Here is a 22,903-nt window from a genome sequence, read left to right on the forward strand (position 1 = left end):
AATTTAATTATATCAAATTTGTCCAATTTATGAAAGCCCCGTCATTCCAATAATGAGAGTGCTTTTCCTAATAATTGGTTTTTAAAAAAGCTTGGTTAAAATACAGTTATTTTTCAGTTAAAAAGATTTATTTTTGTCGCTTTAATAAATCAATTTCAATACTGATTGTTACTTCCAAGAATTCAAATTTCTTTAAATTTTCAATTCCTTCTGGTTTGATTTTCCAATAATGTGGTGTCATCAATAGCAGACTTAATAAATCTTCGGTAGATTGAATGGTAACTTTATATGAAAAATTTTCTTGTTCAACGCAAAAGCCGGGGAAAGTTTTGATAGATGAAGTTTTTACTTTTTCATGAATTTCAGGATAAATAATATTTTTTAATTCGATAAGATGATTGTTTGCGGCTCTGACAATAATAATATTTCCGTCGTCAGTAAGAATTCGGTCGATTTCTGGAACAGAATATTCGGCAAATATTGATAAAACGGTGCTGACAGATTTGTCCTTGAAAGGAAGTTTGGCAAAATTAGCGACTAACTAATGAATCATTGGATTTTTTTTAGCTGCCATGCGAATTCCTAATTTAGAAATATCCATTCCATAGAAATTAGAGGCTTTCGGAGCAATCTCTTTTTGGAAGCGTGAAAGGTAGTAGCCCTCGCCGCAACCAATATCAAGGATAGCTTGGTCAGTTAAATGAGATTTTTTAAGTCTTTGATTAACTCTATCTGATAGTTTTTCATAATAGCCTTTGGCGAGAAAGTCGCGTCTGGCTGCCATCATTTCTTTTGAGTCGCCAGAAGTTTTTTTGGCATTTAAAAGAAGGTTGAGATAACCTTCCTTAGCTAAATCAAAAGTATGGTTATTTTCACACTTATAAGTATTTTGTTCCTTTATGAGCAAGTGGCTGCATACAGGGCAGTTGATGATTTCAGACATTTGTTCTCCAATATAAAAATTAAGTTTTGTCAGTAAAATTTACTTACCAATTTTGCGAGATTTAATGACAGATTCGTCAGGAGTCACTCGAATCGTTTTTTCACGGTCATAAGTAACAAACCCTGGAGCTGTTCCTGTTGGCTTGTGTAATTTTTTGACATCCAAAACATCTACTTGAACAAGGTTGGAATAGCGTGCTTTGCTGAAATAAGCTGCTAATTCCCCAGCAAAAGTAATTGTTTCATCAGATGGATTTGCATTTCCTGTAATCAAAACATGGCTTCCCGGAATATCCTTAACGTGAAACCAAAGATCGCCACGGCGTGAAAGTTTGAAACTGACTTGTTCATTTTGTAAGTTATTTTTACCTACTAAAATAATTGTTCCATCCTCAGCTTGATATTTTTCTGGTGGGAGCATTTTTTGCTTTTTATTACGATATTTTTGCTTAATATAGCCTGTTTGAATTAATTCTTCACGAATATCAGCAATTTCAGCAACGTCAGCATTTTCAAGATTTGATTCAACAGATTCTAAATAATGAATCGTTTCCTTGGTTTTAGCAATTTGCTCTCCTAAAAATTTGACGGCTTGTTTCAATTTTTGATAACGATGAAAGTAACGTTGAGCATTTTGAACAGGACTTAAAGCTGGATTTAGAGCAATTTCAATTGGTTCATTAGTATAGTAATTTTCCAAAGTTACACTTGTTTTATCATTAGGAACTTGATTCAAAAATGTATTAAGCAGTTCACCTTTTTGACGGAAAATTTCAGCGTTGTCAGTCGCAAGTAATTCTCGTTCTTGTTTTTTTAATTTATCACGATTTTTCTTCAGTTCATTTTGAATTTTTTTAATGACAGAAGCAGCAACCTGTTTAACACGGTCACGTTCGGCCTTATCCGCATAGTAAGTATCAAGCATTTCAGAGAGGCTGTCAAAACTTACAAATTCGTCAGCAAGTTTGATACTGGAAAAAGTATCGTTAGGATAAATTGATGGAGTGACTGTCAGTAATTTTTCATTGAATTCTTTTACTGACAGACCTGTCAACGCATTTTTAGAATCACGTCCGATTCCTTGTAATTTTTGTTGTAATTGTTCAGTTTGTAAAGCTTCAAAAATTTCTTCGTCAGTAGCTTTGAAAGGGTCAATAGCAGTATTTAAAGGTGGTGCAATATAAGTTGAACCTGGTAGAATTGTGCGATATTGATTCTGTGAAAAGCCAATATGTTTAATGGATTCAATAATTTTTTGCGAGGTTTTTTCTAGTAGAATAATATTACTATGTTTACCCATAATTTCTGTAATTAAAGCAATTTTTAAACTGTCACCAATTTCATCTTTGGTTGAAATGTGGAGAATAATCTGACGATCATTGCCTACTTGTTCAATTTGTTCAATAAAAGCGCCAGCCAAATATTTGCGTAAAATCATCACAAAATTATTTGGATTTTGTGGATTTTGAAAATCAGTTTTGGTCAGCTGAACACGACCAAAAACAGGATGCGCTGACAGCAAAAGTTTATGAGATTTACCAGCTGACCGAACTGTTAGAACAAGTTCTTGGTCAAAAGGTTGATTAATTTTTTGAATACGTCCACCAACCAACGGTTGAAGTTCAGCCGTCATGTGGTGTAAAAAAATACCATCAAAGGACATTAGGTGCCTCTTTCGTTTTATAATTCTTATAAGCAGTTTTCACTGTTAATTAGGGAGTGATTATATCTTTTCAATTTATTGACAAACCTGTCAGTAAATATGAGAAGTTTTATAATTATTTCTATGCCAATTTTACCAAAAAAAGAGTAATTTTTCTTCTATTATTAAAGAAGGGCTTGTATTTCTTTCAAAAGTTTTGAAAAAACTTTGGATAAGTGAGAAAGTAACTTTTATCAGTAAAAAATGTTAAAATAAAATAGAAATAAGTTCAGGAAAATTAGTAAATTAGAAAATATAGGATAATTAAATGAATAAAATTGTCGGCATAGTTGAGCGTATTCTACGGATTATCATGTTTGTCGTTGCTGTGGCAATGCTTGGAGGAGCTCTCTTTTTATTAGGCTTGCATCAAACAAATAAAAACTTAGAGAAAATACCTGTTTCAGGAAAAATTGTTTACGGAACAGAGGTTAAAGCAATCCATGAAGTAACATACAGTTTTGAAGGAAAAGAACATCAAAAAAGACCTTTAGATGTATATTTTAGAAAATTAGGAGATGATGGCAAAAAAATTACTGTATATGTGGCTAAAGACCATCCTACTCGTATTTTCATTTCAAAGACTGGGCGACCACTCATCGATTCAGCAGGACTAATTGGAGGTTGGAGCTTGGTTTTATTACTAATTTTATTTGGAGAACATCAACTTTTGCGTAGAATGAAAATGTTAGAAGAAAATTCCGAGAAATAAATAAAATACAAAATAAAATCATATAGAATAAAAATACAAAAATAAAATAAAAACACAAAAATAAAGAAATCGCTATCATTGGCGATTTTTTTTATTTTAAAAATGTCATCTAAAATTGATAGAAGGTCCTGAAAACGGGGAATTTGAGACTTAATTGTTTTCACACAAGCTCTTGTGAAAGTCAGCAATGGTCAAGCAAAAACAAAAGTATTTTTATGTTTTTTTATAAAAAAATGATGTATAAATAGTGTATAGAATAGATTACTTAATACATGTTGCTTAAAAATATTTTATGCCTGATCAACATAAGATATTTTTCCAAACGATTTAGGAGGAATTTGACAAAATGGAAATGCAGAAACAAAAACCACCACGTAAGAAAAATAAAATTATTACTAAACGTAAAGTATTATCAGCAACGATGTCAGGAACTCTATTAATGACATCGGTAGTTATTCCAACAGCTTACAGCCTTCTTTCTAATCAGATCACAGCACAAGCAGCTGCCTTGAATATTGACCTATTGCAAAATATCACTTCAAGTAATAATAGTGGTACAAGTACAACTAATCGATGGACCAGTAATTCAGGGAGCCACAATGTAGATTTTACCATCTCTGGTGGTGCTTTAGCGAATATCTCTGTACTACCAGGAACAAGATATGCTACTTTGGTGGTTCCGCCAGAGCTACGAGGTTATGTGGCTGCTACCGGGAATACTTCAGTCTCTACCAATATCACCATTGATTTCAACAAAGTTGCCCTCATTACTGCTATTGTGAATGCTGGAGATACATTGATATCTGATATTGCTCCGCTCTTGAGTAGTAATCCTTTGGTTACTCTTAACTTAGCTCAAGTGACTCAACAGCTCAACCTTTTACGAGGAATTCAAGATATTGGCGGTGGAACATTTACATCTACAACGACATTAAGTAATGAGAATGCACTACTTAGTGCACCATTAGATGATGGAGTAGGACATATTTTATCTCTGAACGTGAAAACGATTCTTCAAAACCTGGAAACCGCTGTTAATAATCTCAATGCAACAGGTACAGGGGCTATAGCGGTCAATGCTGCTTTAACTCCTTTAAAGTTGGTTTTAAATGGAGCTATCGATGATGTTTTATTACCATTAACTAATGGAACAGGTAATATTTTAGATTTATTGTTAAATGTCTCAGCTCTCGGTGATACAACAATTACTATTCCTACCAAAATAACAGCGCCAACAACTATCCAAAGTAATATTGATGCAAATTTTGTAGGATCCGCAGTTCAGACAACTTTACTGGATGTTAACATTCTGAGTGGTGCAAATGGGATTTCCTATGTTTATTTAGCTGGCGATGTTAATTTAACGCTTGTCGCGCCAACTGGTGATTTGACAGCTACGACTTCAGCGGTTGGTGCTGCGGATGCGACAGCGACTCTTCCGACAACTTTGAAAAATAGTGCTGGTGCAGATATACCAGTAACTTCTAAAATCACGAATGCTTCAGGTACAGCAGTAACGAATGGTCAATTGACAGCTGGCACCTACACAGTCACCTATTCAGCCACAGGTTATGACGATGTGACTCAAAGTTTAGTCGTTAGTGACCCAGCAGATACGACCGCCCCATCTGCCCCAGTTGTCAATGATGTGACGGGGAACAGCACGAATGGCTACACTGTGACCGGGACAGCCGAACCAGGTTCGACAGTCACAGTCAAAGATGAGACAGGAACACCGATAGGTACAGGTACCGCTGGTGAAACTGGTGATTATAGTCTGACACTTCCAGGTAGTGTTGGTCCTAACGCTCCGTTGACTGTAACCGCGACTGATGAAGTTGGAAATGAGAGTGATCCAACCTCAGCGACTACTCCAGCAGATCCAGTGAGCCCCGTTCTTGTTGCCCCAACTGGTAACTTGACTGCAACAACTTCAGCCGCTGGTGCCGCAGATGCGAGCGCGACTCTTCCGACAACTTTGAAAAATAGTGCTGGTGCAGATATACCAGTAACTTCTAAAATCACCAATAATTCAGGAATAGCAGTAACGAATGGGCAACTATCAAAGGGAACCTATAAGGTGATTTATTCGGCATCAGGTTATAAAGATGTAACCCAAAACTTAGTCGTTAGTGATCCAGCAGACACAACTGCTCCAGAAGCTCCAAGTGTTGATACAATAACTGGGAACACTGATACAGGTTATACAGTAGGTGGTAAAGGAGAACCAGGTTCCACAATAACAATTAAAAACCCAGCAACTGGTGAGGTTTTGGGAACCACTATAGTGGATAAAGATGGAAACTATAGCATCAAACTTCCGACGGGGGTTAAACCGGGTACTCAACTTTCGGCTACCGCAACTGATGCTGCAGGAAATGTAAGTGATTCAACAGACTTTATTATTCCGGCCTTGACTTCTGGAATGGCAATAGGTAATAGTGGGATAATATGGGTAGTAAGTATTTCTCAAGTGGTAAATTACCAGCAACAAATGGTGCAGACACTGGCTGGCTTGGTGTAATTGGAACAGTCATTCTATCTCTACTTGGTAGTCTATTGTTCTGGCGTAAAAATAAAAAGGAGGATGAAAGCTAACACCAATAAAATTTTTCAAACAAATAATTAGTTAAAGTTTATAAAATACGATAGAATAAGAGAGGCAAGGCATATCCAACCTTGACATCTCTGAAATTCTTTTCAAATTACAAACATTGAGCCAGTCCATTCGACTGGCTTTTTTGTTATTTAATGGGGTATTCAAATTATCTATATCAAAAGTAAGCTTTTTTCTTCATAAAATGTTATTTTTTTTGGTATAATTACGCAAAGAGAATGAAATGATTCTCTATATCCTTTAGATTTTTTTTTAGCTATATAGTAGTTTTAGAGGTGGCCTGTTCGGTTAATCATCTAAGAGCACTAATGGGAGGAAATCAATTGTCTAAAAAAATATCAGTAAAAGTGGTCAAAAATAGTAAACAACAAACAGAGAGAAATACTCTGCTTGCAGACACCTTTGAAAACCGATGGTTCCAAAACGAATGGAAGCATAAATTTAAGACATTAACTTCTGGGGGGAGAAAATAAGTATTAAACAAAAGCCATCAAAATGATGGTTTTTATTATTTAATAGGGGTATGCATAAAAACTATAGTTAAATAACAAATAAATTAAATAAAAATAATAATATATATTGACAAAAAATGAAAGATTTAATATAATATATTTGTAAATGAGAGAAAAATAATAAAAAACAAAAAAGGAAATTATGCCATGATTAAATTATTTTCTTCGACAAACTGTAGCTCAAGTAAAAAAATGAAACAATGGTTAATTACAAACAAATTAGAATTTGAAGAGATAAGTATCTTAGAAAATACTTTATTAAAAAAAGATATCTTAAGAATACTCTCATTAACAGAAACTGGAGTAGAGGAAATTATCTCTAAAAGAAGTAGTGCTTATAAAAAACTATCAAAAATCATTGATTTTGATGCGCTCACTCTAAATTCACTTGTAGAGTTAATTGTTCAGAATCAAAAATTATTGCGTCGTCCACTTGTGGTGGATGAACATAGGTTGCAAGTAGGCTATAACGAAGATGATATTCGTAAATTTCTTCCACGAAAAGTCAGACAGCTTGGCTTGATAACCGCTATTGAAAATGTTCGAATTTGGGATCAGGCAAAATAAGAATATCTAGTGAGGGTTTGTTGAATTTTCAAAATATCTCTGTCTTATATTTTGAAAGTTAATTTTTGATTTTTGACTAATAAAAAGCTACAATTTTAACTATAAATAATTTGTTATCTATAAATTACTATAACTGAACTCGTTTAAAAATAGCGAATTCAGTTATTTTATGGAAAAAATATGTAGATTGAGAGATAAAATGAGAATTACAATTGCCGGTGCAGGAGCGATGGGGAGTCGTTTTGGTTTAATGCTTCATAAAGGTGGCAATGAAGTAACCCTTATAGATGGATGGCCTGAACACGTTAAAGCGATTAAAGAGCATGGTTTGCGAGCTAATTACAATGGAGAAGAACTCACCGCTCATCTATCGGTTGAGTTACAATCTGAGATTTCTTCTAAAGAAAAAACAGATTTAATTATTTTGTTTACAAAAGCCATGCAATTAGATAAGATGCTACAAGATATTAAACCATTAATTGACGAGCATACCAAGGTACTTTGCTTACTAAATGGAATTGGTCACGAAGATACTATAGAAAAATATGTTTCGAAAAATAATATCTTTATTGGTAATACTATGTGGACTGCTGGATTAGAAGGTCCAGGTAAAGCTAAATTATTTGGTGATGGTTCGGTTGAGCTACAAAATCTTATTTCAGGTGAGGAAGAAACAGCTAAAAAGTTAGCAGAAATATTATCAGAATCGGGACTGAATGCTAAATATTCTAACAATATTCATTATTCTATTTATAGAAAAGCTTGTGTTAATGGAACAATGAATGGGCTTTGTACTATTTTAGACACTAATATGGCCGGATTAGGTGAAACAAAACCAGCACATGATATGGTTGTTACTATTGTTAATGAATTTGCAGCAGTAGCAAAATTTGAGAATGTAAACCTTGATATTGCTGAAGTAGTTCAGCACGTTGAAACATGTTTTGATCCATCTACAATTGGATTACATTACCCTTCTATGTATCAGGATTTGATTAAAAATAATCGATTGACAGAGATTGACTATATTAATGGGGCTGTTTCACGTAAAGGTAAAAAATATAATGTAGCCACACCTTATTGTGATTTCTTAACACAATTAGTTCACAGCAAAGAAGAGTTATTAAAAGCAAAATAATAAATAATTGAATTTATTGAAATACTAGTGTTAATGCTAGTATTTTTGTTTTATCAGATACTCTATCAATGAATAATATAAAACTATTTGATAATGTTATAATGAAAGGTGAATATTATAAGGATTAAGATTATTTTTGGGGGATAGAGATATGAAATTTTTACACACATCAGACTGGCATATTGGAAGAACACTCAATGGTTTTTCTTTATTGGAAGAACAAAAATATGCATTTGAGCAAATTTTATCTTTGGCAAAACAAAATCAAGTTGATGGAATTATAATTGCTGGAGATCTTTATGACCGAGCAGTTCCGAGTGCAGAATCAGTCATAACATTCAATCAGATGCTGAGAGAGATGAATATTATAGAAAAGTTTCCTATTTATATGATTTCAGGGAATCATGATGGAGCCAAAAGACTAAGTTATGCTAAGGACTGGTTGGATTATAATAATTTACATCTACGAACATCCCTTGAGGAAGCCTTTATTCCAGTGGAAACAAAAGAAACTCAGATTTTTTTACTTCCCTTTTTTGACCCAATGGATGCAAGAATATATTTTTCGAATCAGGGATTAGATGAAGAGGACACAAAGCAAATTAAGACAATTGATGATGCGATGACATTGGTAATTTCTAAGATGAAAAGTCAGTTCAATAATAAGAAAAATCAGGTTTTAGTCACTCATTTTGCGGTGAGTCCTCATAAAGAAGAAATTGTTTTAACAAGTGAAACCCCATCTAAAGTAGGTGGATTATCGACCTTAAATGTTTCACAATTTGCAGATTTTGATTATGTTGCGTTAGGTCATATTCATACGAGGTTAGCTTCCCCAAGTGATAAAGTACAGTATTCGGGGAGTCCAGTAAAATTTAATACCAAAGAAGCGTCAACACAAAAAGGAATCTTTGTTGTTGAAATTAAAGAAAAAATGCTCAATTCTAACTTTATTCCACTACAAGTTAAAACAGATTTAGTGGTTCTTGAAGAAGAATGGGAGCAACTCATAAGCCGTGATTTTTATGAAAGGCAACCACTTAATAAAGCTTGGTTTGCGATTACAATTAAAAATTTTGATCGGACGAAACTCGTGGGACAAAATTTACGTGCCCAACTCCAAAAGATTTATGGAACAATTATAGAACTTGACTATCAATTTGAAAAAAAACAATTAACAAGAAGTAGGAGTCAAGATACTGAAACGTTAGATAATGTGGAAATTCTTTCTAGTTTTTATAAATTTACTACAGGGGAAACGCTAGATGATGTACAAACAGCAATCATCGAAAGTACATTTAATGAATTAGAAGGAGAAAAATAAAAATGAAGCCTATATATTTGGAAATGAATTATTTTGGCCCCCATGAGAATTCTGTCGTAGATTTTCGACTGCTAGATGAATCTCCTATATTTCTAATTAGTGGGGACACAGGCGCTGGAAAATCCACGATATTTGACGCGATGACATATGCTTTGTTTGGAACAACAACGGGTGATAGAGATGCCAAAGAAATGAGAAGTCAGTTTGCAACAGCTGATGATAGGACAAGCGTGACATTTTATTTTAAACAAGGAAATCTTTTATACAGAATTGAAAGAAGTCCTGAACAAAAACTCTCAAAGAAACGAGGCAGTGGATCTACTCTTCAAAAATCAACAGCGAAATTAGCTATTGTAGATAGAGTAAAAGGAATCGAGAAAAATAATATTGCAATAAATCCTAAAAACGTTGGAGAAGAAATCACTCGTCTTTTACATCTGAATGCCGAACAATTTAAAAAAATAATTCTTCTACCTCAAAATGATTTTTCGAGATTTTTGAAGTCTTCTACTCCAGATAAAGAGGCAATATTAAAAAGAATATTTGGTACCTACATTTTTACATCTTTTAGCAATGAGATAAAGGCTAAAAATTCAGAGATGAATGCTGTTTATTTAGAATATGATCGAAAACAACAAAATTTATATGAATCATCAATTTGGAATCCTATTGAATTAAAAGAACTAGAAGATGCAGCTGAACAAGAAAAACTGGATCTAGTCACGTCTCTATGGAAGGATCGTGTTGCGAGAAAAAATGAGATAGAAGGTCAAACTTTTGAACAAGAAGAAAAAGTAATTTCGATAGAAATAGCTTATAAATCCGCGTTGGAATTAGAAAATCAGTTTAAAAATCTAAATAATTTAGAAAATGATTACCAGCAGAATATTATTGAAAAGTCAGCTATTTTTGAAGAAAATTCCGAATATCTAAAAAAATTGAAATGGGCCTTTCCCTTAAAAGAAAGTATTCATGAATTAGAACAAGATATAAAACAGTCAAAAAGTTTAAAAAATAATATTGCTGGGATAATTTCTGAAAAAGCAAAAGATGAAATTCTTTTGAAAAAATTAACAAACGAAAAAGAGGACTTAAATAAACAGCAAGAAAATATTAATGAGAATAAAAAAGTAGCAGAAAAAATATTTATCCAGATTCAGCTATCACTTCAAGTAGAAAAAAAACAATCAAAGGTAGAGGAGTTAAAGTTAGAGCAAGCTGATAATCTCACACTACTAGAAAGTTTTAAAGCTAACTTGGGACAAGCAGCCGAAAATATTTCAACTCTTCAAGATGATGTTATTTCTGATGATTACTTTATTAATAAAAGAGAAGAGAGAAATCAATTAGAATTAACATTTCGAGGGAAATTAATTCCGACCTTTCAGAAAGTGAAACATTCAAAAGATGATATTGTTGGGTTAGAATTAAAATTAAAAGAAAACACAATAGCGCTTTCTGAAAATAAGGACAATCTAGAAAAGGCTAAATTTGCTTATAATGAAAAATTAAAAGGTAGAAGACGCTTGATGATCGCACAGCTGCAATCTGAGTTGCAAGAAGGCGAAGCATGTCCCGTGTGTGGCGCATTAGAACATCCGTTTACAGAAACTATTGAAGAAAGCTCTTATAAAGAACTTGGAAATTTATTGAAAGAGATTGATGAATCACAAAAGAAACAAACAGTCCTTTTGGAGAAAAATAAACAATTACAACAATTAAAGACTGAACTTAAAACTAGTCTTGATTTGAAAAAAATAGAGGCAGATGAGTTTGAAAAAGAACTTTCAATTCTTTATAGTGAATTTATTGCTGATTATTCACAAATATTTCCGGATTCCTTTGATGAAGTATCTATTGATGAAAGTCTTTTAAATTTAACGAAATCGTTAGAGTTGGAAGAGGTAAAAAATGATGAAACAAAAGTAAAGCTTGCTGATTTGGAGTCAAAAAAACTTGAATTACAGGAAAAAGTAAAAGACTTTGAATATAGTAATCAGGAGTTTAATAGACAGATAGAAAATTTAAACGCTGAAATAACGGAGATAGGGATTACTGAAACAAGTTATAATTTGATAAGGAAGCGAAATAGGCTAATGGAAAAAGCTGATTTATTTGAAAAACATCTGTCAGAACTAATGGCACAACTTTCAGATATTAAAATAAAAATTTCTTCACAAACGGCCAGCTTAAATTCATTTGAAAGTCAAGAAGCAACATTACTTGAAAGGATAAGCGCCAATAAAGAAAAAATAAAAGAAAAATTTTCTGAGCAAGAGGCATTCACGACAGAATTTCAAATATTAAAAGAGTGGGCTTATGATGATGATTTAATTCAGATTTCCCAAAAAGTTGAACAATATAAAGCAGATAAAGCAAGATTGAAAGTCGAAATTAAAAATATTCAGCAATTAATTCAAAATAAAAAGCGACCAAATCTTGCATTGATTGAAGAAGAAAAAAAACAGACAAATGAAAACTATGTTTTTTTGCAAAAAAAATTGGTGTCTGCTGAAAATGAAGTAGAGCAAGCGAAGTCAATTCTTAGTGAATTAAAAAAAGTCATAAAACAACAAGATAAGGATGCTAGCAAAAAATCTGCAATTACTAAGCTTTATAATGCAATTTCAGGTAGAGCTTCCGAAGATAAACTAAGGCTTGAAACATATGTGGTTCAAAATTATTTAGAAAAAATTCTTGATTATGCTAACCTTCATTTTATTAATCAGTTGTCAAACAATAGATATCGATTTGAACTTGCTGGCGAGGGAAATAATCGACGAATGGATCATGGCTTAGATATTAATATTTATGATAATGAAACAGGGGCGGCTCGTTCAGCTGATACCTTATCGGGTGGAGAAACATTTATAGCCGCATTGTCAATTGCTTTGGCTTTAAGTGAAGTCGTACAAAATACAGCTAATGGTGTCCAAATAGAAGCACTATTTATTGATGAAGGATTTGGTTCTCTTGACCAAGAAACATTACAAAAAGCAATGCAAGCTCTTGAACAAATTGGTGAAAATAGATTAGTTGGAGTAATTAGCCATGTAGAGGAAATGAAAGCAACTATTGGACAACGAATTATCATAAATAAAATGGGGGATGGTAGAAGTAATATTAAATCTGTCATTAAATAACTCTTCGGCTTATCACAATAAGTTTTTAAAATAAACGTAATTTATATATGTCGATTATAGCTTTACAAGTTAGGAAATGATACAATTATTTGATATAAGTGAATAAAAATATATTAGTAGGAAAATAATGGAAAAGAAGAGTTTAAAGGAATTTTTACCGATTGGAAGTGTTGTTTTAGTTGCTGGTGGAAAAGAAAAGCTGATGATTATTGGACAAAAACAAATGAAAGTAGATACTAAACGTGAATTTGATTATGCAGCTATCGTAGCTCCAGAGGGATACCAAAATTCTGACTCTATTCGTTACTTTAATAGAGAAGAAGTTGTATATATTTTTCAAATGGGTTTTTATGATAATTAAATAAAACTGTATAAAAGTTATATCTAATAAAAAAAGCAAGAAGTTTCTAATTTCTTGCTTTTTTTATATACGGAGTTGGATTAATTATTAGCCATTTCAGGATTCATCCACACGGGCTCTAAACAATTACCATCAGGGTCTTGAACTTCGAGACCATACATCATTTCTTCAGGAATACCATTATCCAAATGGATACTTTTTCCACCATTTTCATCAGCCAATTTTCCGAAATCCTTAACGGACTGAGCGTTTGCAAAAGTAAAAGAAATTAATGCTGAACTTGATGACTTCGTATCTGCAATTTCTTTTTCGCCAATAAATGTTTTATAACGAGCGCGTGATAATAGCATGATAAAGAAATTTTTATCCCAAATCATACAACTAACTAACTCATCCGAGAAATCGGGGTTCTTTTTGAAACCTATTTTTTCGTAAAAAGCGGTTGATTTCTTAATATCAGTAACTGGAAAATTTACAAAAACCATAGTTGTCATATTCTTTTCCTCCTTGTGTATATGAAAACGCTATTTAAATGTTCTTACTTGAAGTATAACAAATAATAGTGTAGGAATCCAAACTTATGACTTAAACTTTTTGAGAATAAATTCTGGAATTTAGTATTGAAAGAAAACTGGTGAGTTTTCAAATATATTAAATAATATTAAAAATAGATAGCCTTTGTAAAATATATTGATTTAATTTTTAGGCTATGCTATAATCGTGAGAAGGATTAATTAGTTTTGATTTACTATCATAAGGAGAAAAACAATGATAAATACTAAGAATTTAAATGTATTCTATAATGAAAATAAAGTCCTGAAAGATATTCAACTAGAAGTTATACCTGGGAGAATCACTGGTATTATCGGACCAAATGGTGCAGGAAAATCTACTTTAATCAAGGCAATTCTTAATATTGTTCCACATTCTGGAGAAATACTGATAAATGGTGAGGTAAGTAAAAAACAATTGAAAAAGATTGCTTATGTAGAGCAAAAAAGTGACATTGACCATACTTTTCCAATTAAGGTAAAGGAGTGTGTATCTCTTGGAACTTATACAGGATTAAAATTGTTTCAGAAACTTGGTGCAAAGGAATGGTCTAGAGTATCTGAAGCTTTACAGAAAGTTAATTTACTAGACTATGAAAACAGACAGATAGGAGAACTATCAGGTGGTCAGTTTCAAAGGGTTTTATTAGCAAGATGTCTGGTCCAAGAAGCAGACTATATATTTTTAGATGAACCATTTGTTGGGATTGATTCGATAAGCGAGAAAATTATTATGGATATTCTTCAGGATTTGAAACATCAAGGGAAGACCATTTTAATTGTGCATCATGATTTGAGTAAAGTGAAAGAGTATTTTGATGACATAATTATTTTAAATAGAGAATTAATTGCATATGGACCGATAAATGAGAACTTTAGTCAAAAAAACTTGAAAAAAGCTTACGGTGATAATATTTTTATAGGAGATTAGGAATTAAATGATAGAAAATTTTATAAATGGTTTATATGAGTTCCACTTTTTACAAAATTCTTTAGTTACTGCGGTAGTGATAGGGATAGTTTCAGGAGCAGTTGGCTGTTTTATTATTTTAAGAGGAATGTCCTTAATGGGAGATGCGATTTCTCATGCAGTACTTCCAGGTGTAGCCATTTCTTATATTTTAGGAATAAATTTCTTTGTAGGGGCAATTATTTTTGGATTATTGTCGTCAATAATTATTACTTTCATAAAAAATAATAGTATTATCAAAGGTGATACTGCAATTGGAATTACATTTAGTTCGTTTCTAGCCTTAGGTGTTATATTAATCGGAGTTGCCAATAGTTCAACAGATTTGTTCCATATTCTTTTTGGAAATATTTTAGCTGTACAAGATATTGATAAATGGCTGACAATGGGAGTTTCGGGAATTGTTTTAATAGTAATCATCCTTTTTTTTAAGGAACTTTTAATTACATCATTTGACCCCTTAATGGCAAGAGCAATTGGAATGAAAGTTAATTTTTATCACTATCTTTTGATGGTTTTATTGACGTTAGTATCCGTAACTGCGATGCAAAGCGTCGGAACTATTTTAATTGTTGCTATGTTAATTACGCCAGCAGCAACAGCATATTTATATACAAATAGCTTGAGGAAAATGATAATTCTCTCCTCTTCACTAGGGGCAGTTTCTTCCGTTTTAGGTTTATTTATAGGTTACAGCTTTAATATTGCTGTCGGTTCAAGCATTGTCATTACTTCAGCTATCATTTTTGCAATTAGTTTTTTAATTTCACCAAAACAAAATTTTATAAAAAAGAAGGTTAAAATTGATGATTGAAAAATATAAAAATATATTGATAACTTTTATAGCACTAGCTGCTATCGTTTTTCTAGTAGGTTGCTCAAATAAAAAAACAGACCAAGTCACAGATAAAAAAATAAATGTGGTCGTGACTAATTCAATTTTGGCAGATATCACAAAAAATATTGCTGATGATAAAATCAATTTGCATAGTATAGTTCCGGTTGGAAAAGACCCGCATGAATATGAACCATTGCCTGTAGATGTTCAAAAAACTTCTAAAGCAGATTTAATCTTTTACAATGGTTTAAACTTGGAAACAGGTGGAAATGCATGGTTTACAAAACTAGTGAATAATGCAAATAAAAAAGAAAATATTGATTATTTTCCTGTAAGCACTGGAGTTGAGGTCATTTATCTTGAAGGAAAGAACACTGAAGGAAAAGAAGACCCGCATGCTTGGCTCAATTTAGAGAACGGGATTATTTATGCAAAAAATATTGAACAACAGTTATCTAAAAAAGACCCAGTTAATAAGGATTTTTATAAACATAATTTAGATAAATATGTTAAAAAATTATCTGATCTTGATCAGCAAGCAAAATCTAAATTTTCTGTAATACCTGAAAATGAAAAGATGATTGTAACGAGCGAAGGTTGTTTTAAATATTTTTCTAAGGCTTATAATATTCCCTCTGCTTATATTTGGGAGATAAATACAGAAGAAGAAGGCACGCCAGATCAAATAAAAAATCTGGTTAGAAAGTTAAGAGCTACTGAACTCAAATCGCTTTTTGTAGAAAGTAGTGTTGATAATCGACCAATGAAAACTGTTTCTAAGGATACAGGAATTCCAATTTATTCAACAATATTTACAGATTCAGTGGCGAAAAAAGGGGAAAATGGGGATAGCTACTATAGTATGATGAAATGGAATTTAGATCAAATTTATAAAGGTCTTGCTAAATAGTCTTTAAAATTCATATACTTTCAAAAAAGGACTTAATTTTAGTTCTTTTTTGAAATATGTAAATTAATTAATTTATGAGGAAATATTCGCTTTATAGATTTGAAATTAGACTGATTAAAATACTTAACTTAATAAATATTTTAGTATAATTAAAAAAGGAGGCTGAAATGAAATTGCTATTAATTGATAATTATGATTCTTTTACTTATTTGCTTGCACAGTATTTTGAGGAATTAGATTGTAGTGTAACAGTGGTTAATGACCAAGATAAAATGAGTCAGAAAATTAGAATTTCTCCGGATTTTATTTGTGAAAATTATGATGCGATTATCATTTCTCCAGGTCCAAAAACACCAAAAGAAGCCGTTTTTAGTAGGGATGTAGTTCAACTATACGCTGGAAAAATTCCTATGTTAGGAATTTGCTTGGGTCAGCAAGTCATTGCTGAATGTTTTGGAGGAAATGTTGTTCTTGGTGAGAGGCCAATGCATGGAAAAATTTCTGTCATTCGTCATAATTGTCAAGGAATTTTTAAAGGACTTCCACAAAATTTGAAAGTTGCACGTTATCATTCGTTGATTGTCGATAAACTACCTAATGATTTTGAAATTGATGCGCAGAGTGAGGATGGTGTTATTCAGGCCATTCATCAGCCAAAATTAAAATTGTGGGCTTTACAATTTCACCCAGAAAGTTTAGTTACTGAATATGGTCATGAAATGTTAAATAATTTTTTGAAAGTGGTGTAGTCTTTTGAAGGAATTTATAATAAAAAATACGGATATTTGGAAAATTTTCCTAAAATATTATCGGTCAGATGAAGAAATTGTTTTTTTACATAGTAGTCAGGTGACCGAAAATGAGCATTATAGTATTTTAGCTCATAAACCTTATAAAAAGGTTTCAAAATATAAGGGTCAAGTGTTTTTTAATGGTGAAAAAAAGAAGTTCAATTTTTTAGATGCGGTAGATTTGCTGAAGGATGAGAGAGTTGAACGACCTAAAAATTGGCCTTTTTATCCAGAATTATTGGGTTTTGTAAGTTATGAGCAAGATCCGGCTTGTTTTGCAGCTTATGATGAAGTTTTACTTTTTGACCATAGAACAAAACTGTTACGTGTCGTGCAATTTGAACAAACTGATGGCCAATATTGGCTGACTGAATCGGAAGAAATTGAAGTGGATTCAGAGATTGAGTTCGATGGTCAGAATGGCATAGGGGCTATTTTTATTGACCAAACGAGGCAAGAATATATTGCTTCAATAAAAAAATTACAAGATTATATGAAGGCTGGCGATATCTATGTTGCCAATTTGACGCAACAATTTGAAATTTGGTCCGATCAAAAACCTATTGAAGTTTTTAAGAAAACAAGGAAACAAATTCCAGCTCCTTTCTCATCATTTTTACAATATCCTGAATGGAAAATGACGCAAATTTCAAGTTCAGTGGAACGCTTTGTTTCTATTCATGATGGAGCATTAATTTCAAAACCAATTAAAGGAACAATTGCCAGAGGAGAAGATGTTGGAGCTGATAGATTACAAAAGGAAATACTTTCCGACAGTAGTAAAGAACGGTCTGAGTTACTGATGGTGACGGATTTATTGCGTAATGATATTGTCCGAATTAGTCAACCTTTTTCTTTGTCTGTCCCTAAATTTGCAGAAATTGAAACTTTTTCTCATGTTCATCAACTGGTGACTTCAATAAAAAGTAGAATTAAAGAAGATTTGACTTTTTCAGAATTTATGACGGCTTTATTCCCGGGAGGGTCAATCACAGGTACACCTAAGAAGCGGGCAATGGAGATTATTAAGGAAGTTGAAAAACAACCTAGAGGAATTTATACAGGGATGCAGGGTTGGTTAAGTCGAGAAATGGATTTGGATATGAACATCGTGATTCGGACATTAGTTCATGACGGTGAGCATTATCAACTTGGTGTAGGCGGTGGAATTACGTTCGAGAGCAAAGCAGAAGCAGAGTTTTCAGAGATTTTACTAAAAGCAAAACCCTTTTTAGATATTTTAGGTGTAAAAGATGTTCCAAGTATTTTATTTACAACAGGCATTATTAAAAATGGTGAATTGTTAAATTTAGAGGGTCATGTCAATCGCTTGAAAAAACAATACCATCATCCAGATTTGGAAGAAAAATTGAGAATATTTGCCCAAAATGTTACTGACGGCGTTTTACGTATCAGTACTGACGGAGATTCTTTGACCCCTGGGATTCGTCAGCTGACGCATTCAAATGAGGCCTATCGAGTTAAACTGTCGTCAATTAATGACAAACCTAGTCTTTTGTCTAACTTTAAACTTTCAGGCCCAGATTTTCAAAAGGTCTTTCGTCAGGAAGTCTTAGAAGCGAAAAAAGAAGGGTTTCAAGATATTCTATTTCATACAGATGGTTTGATCAGTGAATTATCAATCGGAAATTTTGTGGCAAAAAAGGGGAATCAGTACGAAACGCCAGCCAAATATGCTCTAAAAGGAACTTTTTTAGATTTATTTGCGAAAAATCATACGCTAATATATAAAGATATTGCCCTTTCTGATTTGAAAACATATGATTGTTTTTATATGACAAATGCTGTCAGAGGATTAGTTGAAATAAAAATTGATGGAATTTCCTAATATAAGTCCTTGGTTTTACTGACCAAGGACTTTTTTTGGAGCAAAAATTACTGACAGAATCTGTCAGTAAAAATATTCTAAAATTTTACTGACAAAAATAAATTAAAATTAAGAAATACATCTCAAGTCTGAATTTTTAATCGCAAAAATGAGTTACAATAGATTTTATAAAGGAGAGGAGCGTGAAGATGATTAAAATCTACCAAAAATCAAGTTCAAACCAGTCAGCTGAGTGCGTTACCAGTTGGTTTAAAAAGCGAAATATTCCTTATGTTGTCATTTCCAAAACTTCATTGTGTAAAGAAGATATTGTCAGAGTTTTAGAGCTTTCAAATAAAGGTTTTGAAGAAATTATTGTTTCGGAATCAAAAGCACCCAAACTTTATTCGGAACTAAGAAGTTCTTGTGATATGGATCAAATTTCGACGGAGCAAATGATTCAATTTATTTTGAAAAATCAGCAATTATTGCGTTCACCAATTACTTTTGATGACCGTCGTTTACTTATAGGTTATAATAACGAAGATATTCGGACCTTTATTCCTTGGCGTCTCCGTTAGTGAATTTGACCTGTTCTTTTGATATAATAATTTTAATGACAAAAGACAGGACATTAAGATGAAAATTGAACTTCTTGAGGAAGATATTCCCGAATTTAGTAATGAAATGATGATATTAACCCAAGTTTTTGCCACTTTTAAATGTGGTGAAGACTTGCAAATGGCACGTTACAATTTTAAAAATCAGCCAGAAATTTTTCAAAACTATCCTCAAGTGACACAGATGTTGGAAAAAAAGGATGTTTTACCTCTGACCCTTGTAGATGGAGAAATTACATTGATTGGTGACTATCCAACGGTGGAAGATTTGACAGAAATCACGGGCTTAAGTTTTCAAAATCTCGGATGTGAAGAAGACTGTCAGGACTGTTCTTGTCAGTAAAATTTACTGACAGAAATTATTAAACTCAAGAAACTAATAATAAAAATAAAAAACCTCATAGTTCTGAGGTTTTTTTATGTAATTTAATTTTTTTATAGGCCCACTCATAGTGCGATGACATAGAAGACTGAAAATATTGCCCCAAACTAGTTGAACCTGTCCAATCAAAATATTTTTTTGTGAACAGTTCTTTGTTTGAAAAATTTTCAATGAGGGTGATTACCTTCATATGGCTTTCAGAAAGTTGTTGTGTTATCTCAGATAATGACTTTTTTTGCCCATTTATTTGAAAATTGTAATTCATTTCACCATAATTTTTCCAATTATAAGGAGAGGGCAGAAAGGACGTTTTCTCTCCTCTTTTATTTTTTTCGACAAAGTTGATTAATAACTGATGCCACTCATAGAGATGAACCATGACGTCTCTTAGATTTTTATCTCTTGCCCAATGTTTTTCTTTTTTATCTTCAACTTTAAAGGTAAAATTGGTATTTTTTGTTTCTTCGTTTAATGAATTGATTAGTGAACATAATTTCTGCCAACTTTCTTCAGAAAAAGTAATTAATTCCTCTTTGGATTGGGCTCTTGCCATTATAATCCCTCCTGTTTTAGATTTTACTAATATTCTATCATAGTTAGTCAGAGTTTCCTTCTCCAAGTGACGGCTCTTCTGACAGCTTTACTAATCCAAAAGTTATGCGATAAATGAAATAAACTAGGATATTGTCCTAGTTTTTATTTTAAATCAGTTTTTTCCGATATTGATTCAGAGTCATTCCCGTCCATTTACGAAAAGCTCGAGTGAAAGAACTGACCTCAGAATATCCTAAGAGATAAGAAATTTCATCAGTTGTGAGATTTAAATCCTTTGAAAAATGGAGAGCCATTTTTTTCTGAACGGATTGTAACTCGACTTTAAAAGTAGTACCAGCTTGTGCAAGATTTCTTTGAAGGGTTCTGCTACTAATTCCTAGTTTTCTTGCTACATTTTGAATGGAACAGTCTCCAGAAGGAATCAAGAGTTGGACTTCTTTATGAAGGCTATTGATGAAGTCAGAAGGAGTTTTGATTTCTTCCAGCTGACGATTCAGTTCGGGTTCTATCATCCGCCACATACTATTATTTCTGGTCAAAAAAGGTAGTTCTAAATCTTGGAGATTAAAACTCAAAAGATTATCATTTTTTGAAAGCTCAGGAGAAATCCCAAAAACTTCCAAAATTGAAGAACTGAATGGATAAGGACTGATTACTTTTTCAGGAATAATATTTTGGCCTGTTCCAGTTCTTAGAATACTTAAAATAATAAGTTGCTCATTAAATAAAGAAAAACGTGAAAGATTTTGTATTTCAGAAATATCATTTAATTCAACTTGAACATGTTTTTCTTGAATACTGACTTTAATTTCAACTGGAGCAATGACATTTTTATATTTTGCCAAACGTTTTATAGCTTGTAAGCCATTTGCAGAAGAAAGAGCGACGAAAAAGATGGGCATAAATAATCCAAAATTTTGGACATCACTTATCAAAAGAAGTTGTTCATCAGTCAATTTTTTTGATAGGACCTCTTGAAATTTATAAAATTGTTGATTCGTTAAAACAATTTCCTCTTTCCAAAGCAAATTTGGAATTTGGGCTTCTTCTAAAAGAAGGTTCAAATCTAAATGATGTAATTCGAGAAAGTTTTGAAACTGTTGGTCAATACTTATTTTCATAATTTTCCTTATTTTATTAACTGGCCCGCATGATTAGCCAATCAAAAATTCTTGTTGGCAGAATGGTATGAAGAAAGACAAGGGGCTTTGCTCCAAAACCGATTAAATAACGAGCTCTCATCCTTTTTGAGCTGACTGCCTTTGAAATCGTTTTTGAAATTATTTTAGGGTCAGACATCATGTTCCCAGAATACTGTTTTCTCATACCGGTAGCTGTTTTTAAGGCGGCTTCTTCGTAAGTTCCTCCTTTGGCAGACTCCGCTAAATGATCGGCTGCGATTAATCCCCAATTGGTTTTAATTCCTCCTGGTTCAATTAAAGAAACATCAATGCCAAAGGGTTTAACTTCCATCCGGAGGGCATCGCTAAAAGCTTCTAGGGCATATTTCGTTGCATGATACCAAGCACCAAAATAGGTTGTGAATCTACCGCCCATTGAAGAAATATTAATAATCCGGCCAGCTTTTTGGTGACGCATGTGAGGTAAGACTAGTTTAGTTAGAGCAGCTAGTCCAAATAAATTTACCTCAAATTGACGTTTGGCCTCTTCAAGCGGAACATCTTCGATTGCCCCATAAGAACCATAACCCGCATTATTAATTAGTATATCAATTTGTCCTTCGTTGTCAATTATTGTATCTACCAATTTACGACAAGATTCTTCATTTGTAATATCTAGATAAATTGGCTCGACCCCTACGCTTTTTAATTTCTCAAGTTTGTCCATTCTTCGTGCCGCACCATAAACCTTATGTCCATTCTGAGCTAAAAGCTCTGCTGTTTGATAGCCAATCCCACTACTTGCTCCTGTGATTAATATAATTGCCATATCTATTCTCCTTTATTAATTATAAAACTATTATAGATAAAATTTAGCAAGAATAAAATGACATTTGACGCCAAATTTAGGGCACTTTGCGCCATTTTTAAAAAAGATAAAAAATTAAATAGATTTTCTTTGATGTAATATTTTTTATTTCATATTATTATATCGTAATTAATTGACATCAATTTGCTTTTGACTTATAATTAAATCTGAAAGAGGTAATAAAATGAAAATTACATTTAAAACTTTGGATGGTCGCACATTGAACAAAGAATTTATTGATGCTAATGACTTTATTCGTCAACAAAACCTTGAAATTCCAGCAATTGATGATTCTGCAAAAGTAGTTGAAGTTCTTATCGATGAAAAATCTTATGATTTTACAGGTAATATTGCTGATTTGTACTTCAAATTAAACAAATAATCTATTTACAAACGAAATTAAGAAACAAAATGACCTTCTCAAACTAACTCTGAGGAGGTCTTGTGATAG

Annotated in this window: 23 protein-coding genes; 17 read left to right on the plus strand and 6 right to left on the minus strand. The window is 32.5% G+C overall.

What is annotated here, in order from left to right; all coding sequences use genetic code 11:
* Positions 1 to 541 precede the first annotated feature (541 nt).
* Both MHB61_RS02300 and MHB61_RS02305 read right to left on the minus strand, forming a co-directional pair.
* Positions 542 to 943 (minus strand): putative RNA methyltransferase, encoded by a 402-nt coding sequence (locus tag MHB61_RS02300; protein ID WP_021214530.1) that lies wholly within the window; start codon positions 941 to 943, stop codon positions 542 to 544.
* Positions 944 to 982: 39 nt separating this feature from the next.
* Positions 983 to 2,605: an Rqc2 family fibronectin-binding protein gene (locus MHB61_RS02305; RefSeq protein ID WP_014570624.1), complete on the minus strand. Its 1,623-nt coding sequence runs from the start codon at positions 2,603 to 2,605 to the stop codon at positions 983 to 985.
* Positions 2,606 to 2,912: 307 nt separating this feature from the next.
* Here MHB61_RS02305 and MHB61_RS02310 point away from each other — a divergent pair, with 307 nt between their 5' ends.
* The 9 genes from MHB61_RS02310 (at position 2,913) to MHB61_RS02350 (ending at position 13,018) form a co-directional block, all read left to right on the plus strand.
* Complete coding sequence (locus MHB61_RS02310; protein ID WP_010905890.1) at positions 2,913 to 3,356, plus strand: hypothetical protein; 444 nt, start codon at positions 2,913 to 2,915, stop codon at positions 3,354 to 3,356.
* Positions 3,357 to 3,702: 346 nt separating this feature from the next.
* A complete protein-coding gene (locus MHB61_RS02315) occupies positions 3,703 to 5,880 on the plus strand; it encodes an adhesive domain-containing protein (protein WP_003131057.1) in 2,178 nt (725 codons plus the stop codon).
* A complete protein-coding gene (locus MHB61_RS02320; protein WP_223203853.1) occupies positions 5,880 to 5,954 on the plus strand; it encodes a hypothetical protein in 75 nt (24 codons plus the stop codon). Before MHB61_RS02315 ends, MHB61_RS02320 begins: the two co-directional genes overlap by 1 nt.
* Positions 5,955 to 6,281: 327 nt before the next feature.
* Positions 6,282 to 6,446, plus strand: coding sequence for a hypothetical protein (locus tag MHB61_RS02325; protein ID WP_003131055.1), 165 nt, complete (start codon positions 6,282 to 6,284; stop codon positions 6,444 to 6,446).
* Positions 6,447 to 6,632: 186 nt separating this feature from the next.
* Positions 6,633 to 7,052 carry a Spx/MgsR family RNA polymerase-binding regulatory protein gene (locus MHB61_RS02330; RefSeq protein ID WP_010905888.1) on the plus strand — a complete coding sequence of 140 codons (420 nt, stop codon included), beginning with the start codon at positions 6,633 to 6,635 and terminating at the stop codon, positions 7,050 to 7,052.
* 199 nt (positions 7,053 to 7,251) lie between these two features.
* Positions 7,252 to 8,190, plus strand: coding sequence for a 2-dehydropantoate 2-reductase (locus MHB61_RS02335; protein WP_010905887.1), 939 nt, complete (start codon positions 7,252 to 7,254; stop codon positions 8,188 to 8,190).
* Between the two features lie 151 nt (positions 8,191 to 8,341).
* Positions 8,342 to 9,514: an exonuclease SbcCD subunit D gene (locus MHB61_RS02340; protein ID WP_137016226.1), complete on the plus strand. Its 1,173-nt coding sequence runs from the start codon at positions 8,342 to 8,344 to the stop codon at positions 9,512 to 9,514.
* Between the two features lie 2 nt (positions 9,515 to 9,516).
* Complete coding sequence (locus tag MHB61_RS02345; RefSeq protein WP_032947344.1) at positions 9,517 to 12,657, plus strand: AAA family ATPase; 3,141 nt, start codon at positions 9,517 to 9,519, stop codon at positions 12,655 to 12,657.
* Between the two features lie 127 nt (positions 12,658 to 12,784).
* A complete protein-coding gene (locus MHB61_RS02350) occupies positions 12,785 to 13,018 on the plus strand; it encodes a DUF4176 domain-containing protein (RefSeq protein WP_003131046.1) in 234 nt (77 codons plus the stop codon).
* Positions 13,019 to 13,098: 80 nt separating this feature from the next.
* Here the strand turns inward: MHB61_RS02350 and MHB61_RS02355 are convergent, their stop codons facing one another.
* Positions 13,099 to 13,512, minus strand: coding sequence for a VOC family protein (locus MHB61_RS02355; RefSeq protein ID WP_014570621.1), 414 nt, complete (start codon positions 13,510 to 13,512; stop codon positions 13,099 to 13,101).
* A gap of 274 nt (positions 13,513 to 13,786) precedes the next feature.
* On the opposite strand from MHB61_RS02355, the gene MHB61_RS02360 reads away from it, so the two are divergent.
* The 7 genes from MHB61_RS02360 to MHB61_RS02390 all read left to right on the plus strand — a co-directional run bounded on the left by MHB61_RS02360 (position 13,787) and on the right by MHB61_RS02390 (position 19,869).
* On the plus strand, positions 13,787 to 14,500 hold the full coding sequence (locus MHB61_RS02360) for a metal ABC transporter ATP-binding protein (protein ID WP_003130243.1): 714 nt from the start codon (positions 13,787 to 13,789) through the stop codon (positions 14,498 to 14,500).
* Between the two features lie 7 nt (positions 14,501 to 14,507).
* The gene (locus tag MHB61_RS02365; protein WP_137016224.1) at positions 14,508 to 15,353 is read left to right on the plus strand and encodes a metal ABC transporter permease; all 846 of its coding nucleotides are present in this window, start codon (positions 14,508 to 14,510) and stop codon (positions 15,351 to 15,353) included.
* Entirely contained in the window at positions 15,346 to 16,287 is a 942-nt protein-coding gene (locus tag MHB61_RS02370) for a metal ABC transporter substrate-binding protein (protein WP_003130246.1), read from the plus strand. Before MHB61_RS02365 ends, MHB61_RS02370 begins: the two co-directional genes overlap by 8 nt.
* 167 nt (positions 16,288 to 16,454) lie before the next feature.
* Positions 16,455 to 17,036 carry an anthranilate synthase component II gene (locus MHB61_RS02375; protein WP_003130249.1) on the plus strand — a complete coding sequence of 194 codons (582 nt, stop codon included), beginning with the start codon at positions 16,455 to 16,457 and terminating at the stop codon, positions 17,034 to 17,036.
* A 4-nt stretch (positions 17,037 to 17,040) separates the two neighbouring features.
* Positions 17,041 to 18,927, plus strand: a complete 1,887-nt coding sequence (gene pabB, locus MHB61_RS02380; RefSeq protein WP_003130251.1) for an aminodeoxychorismate synthase component I — start codon at positions 17,041 to 17,043, stop codon at positions 18,925 to 18,927.
* 188 nt (positions 18,928 to 19,115) lie between these two features.
* Positions 19,116 to 19,487, plus strand: coding sequence for an ArsC/Spx/MgsR family protein (locus MHB61_RS02385; protein WP_010905881.1), 372 nt, complete (start codon positions 19,116 to 19,118; stop codon positions 19,485 to 19,487).
* 58 nt (positions 19,488 to 19,545) lie between these two features.
* The gene (locus tag MHB61_RS02390) at positions 19,546 to 19,869 is read left to right on the plus strand and encodes an arsenic metallochaperone ArsD family protein (protein WP_003130254.1); all 324 of its coding nucleotides are present in this window, start codon (positions 19,546 to 19,548) and stop codon (positions 19,867 to 19,869) included.
* Positions 19,870 to 19,924: 55 nt separating this feature from the next.
* Here MHB61_RS02390 and MHB61_RS02395 read toward each other — a convergent pair whose 3' ends face one another.
* The 3 genes from MHB61_RS02395 to MHB61_RS02405 form a co-directional block, all read right to left on the minus strand.
* Positions 19,925 to 20,461: a ClbS/DfsB family four-helix bundle protein gene (locus MHB61_RS02395; RefSeq protein ID WP_010905880.1), complete on the minus strand. Its 537-nt coding sequence runs from the start codon at positions 20,459 to 20,461 to the stop codon at positions 19,925 to 19,927.
* A gap of 148 nt (positions 20,462 to 20,609) precedes the next feature.
* Entirely contained in the window at positions 20,610 to 21,584 is a 975-nt protein-coding gene (locus tag MHB61_RS02400; RefSeq protein ID WP_003130257.1) for a helix-turn-helix domain-containing protein, read from the minus strand.
* 16 nt (positions 21,585 to 21,600) lie between these two features.
* On the minus strand, positions 21,601 to 22,413 hold the full coding sequence (locus MHB61_RS02405) for an oxidoreductase (RefSeq protein WP_014570620.1): 813 nt from the start codon (positions 22,411 to 22,413) through the stop codon (positions 21,601 to 21,603).
* 223 nt (positions 22,414 to 22,636) lie between these two features.
* On the opposite strand from MHB61_RS02405, the gene MHB61_RS02410 reads away from it, so the two are divergent.
* On the plus strand, positions 22,637 to 22,834 hold the full coding sequence (locus MHB61_RS02410) for a DUF4649 domain-containing protein (RefSeq protein ID WP_003130261.1): 198 nt from the start codon (positions 22,637 to 22,639) through the stop codon (positions 22,832 to 22,834).
* The last annotated feature ends 69 nt before the right edge of the window (positions 22,835 to 22,903 follow it).

The organism is Lactococcus sp. FSL K6-0773 (genome assembly GCF_038006485.1).
Taxonomy (GTDB): Bacteria; Bacillota; Bacilli; order Lactobacillales; family Streptococcaceae; genus Lactococcus; species Lactococcus lactis.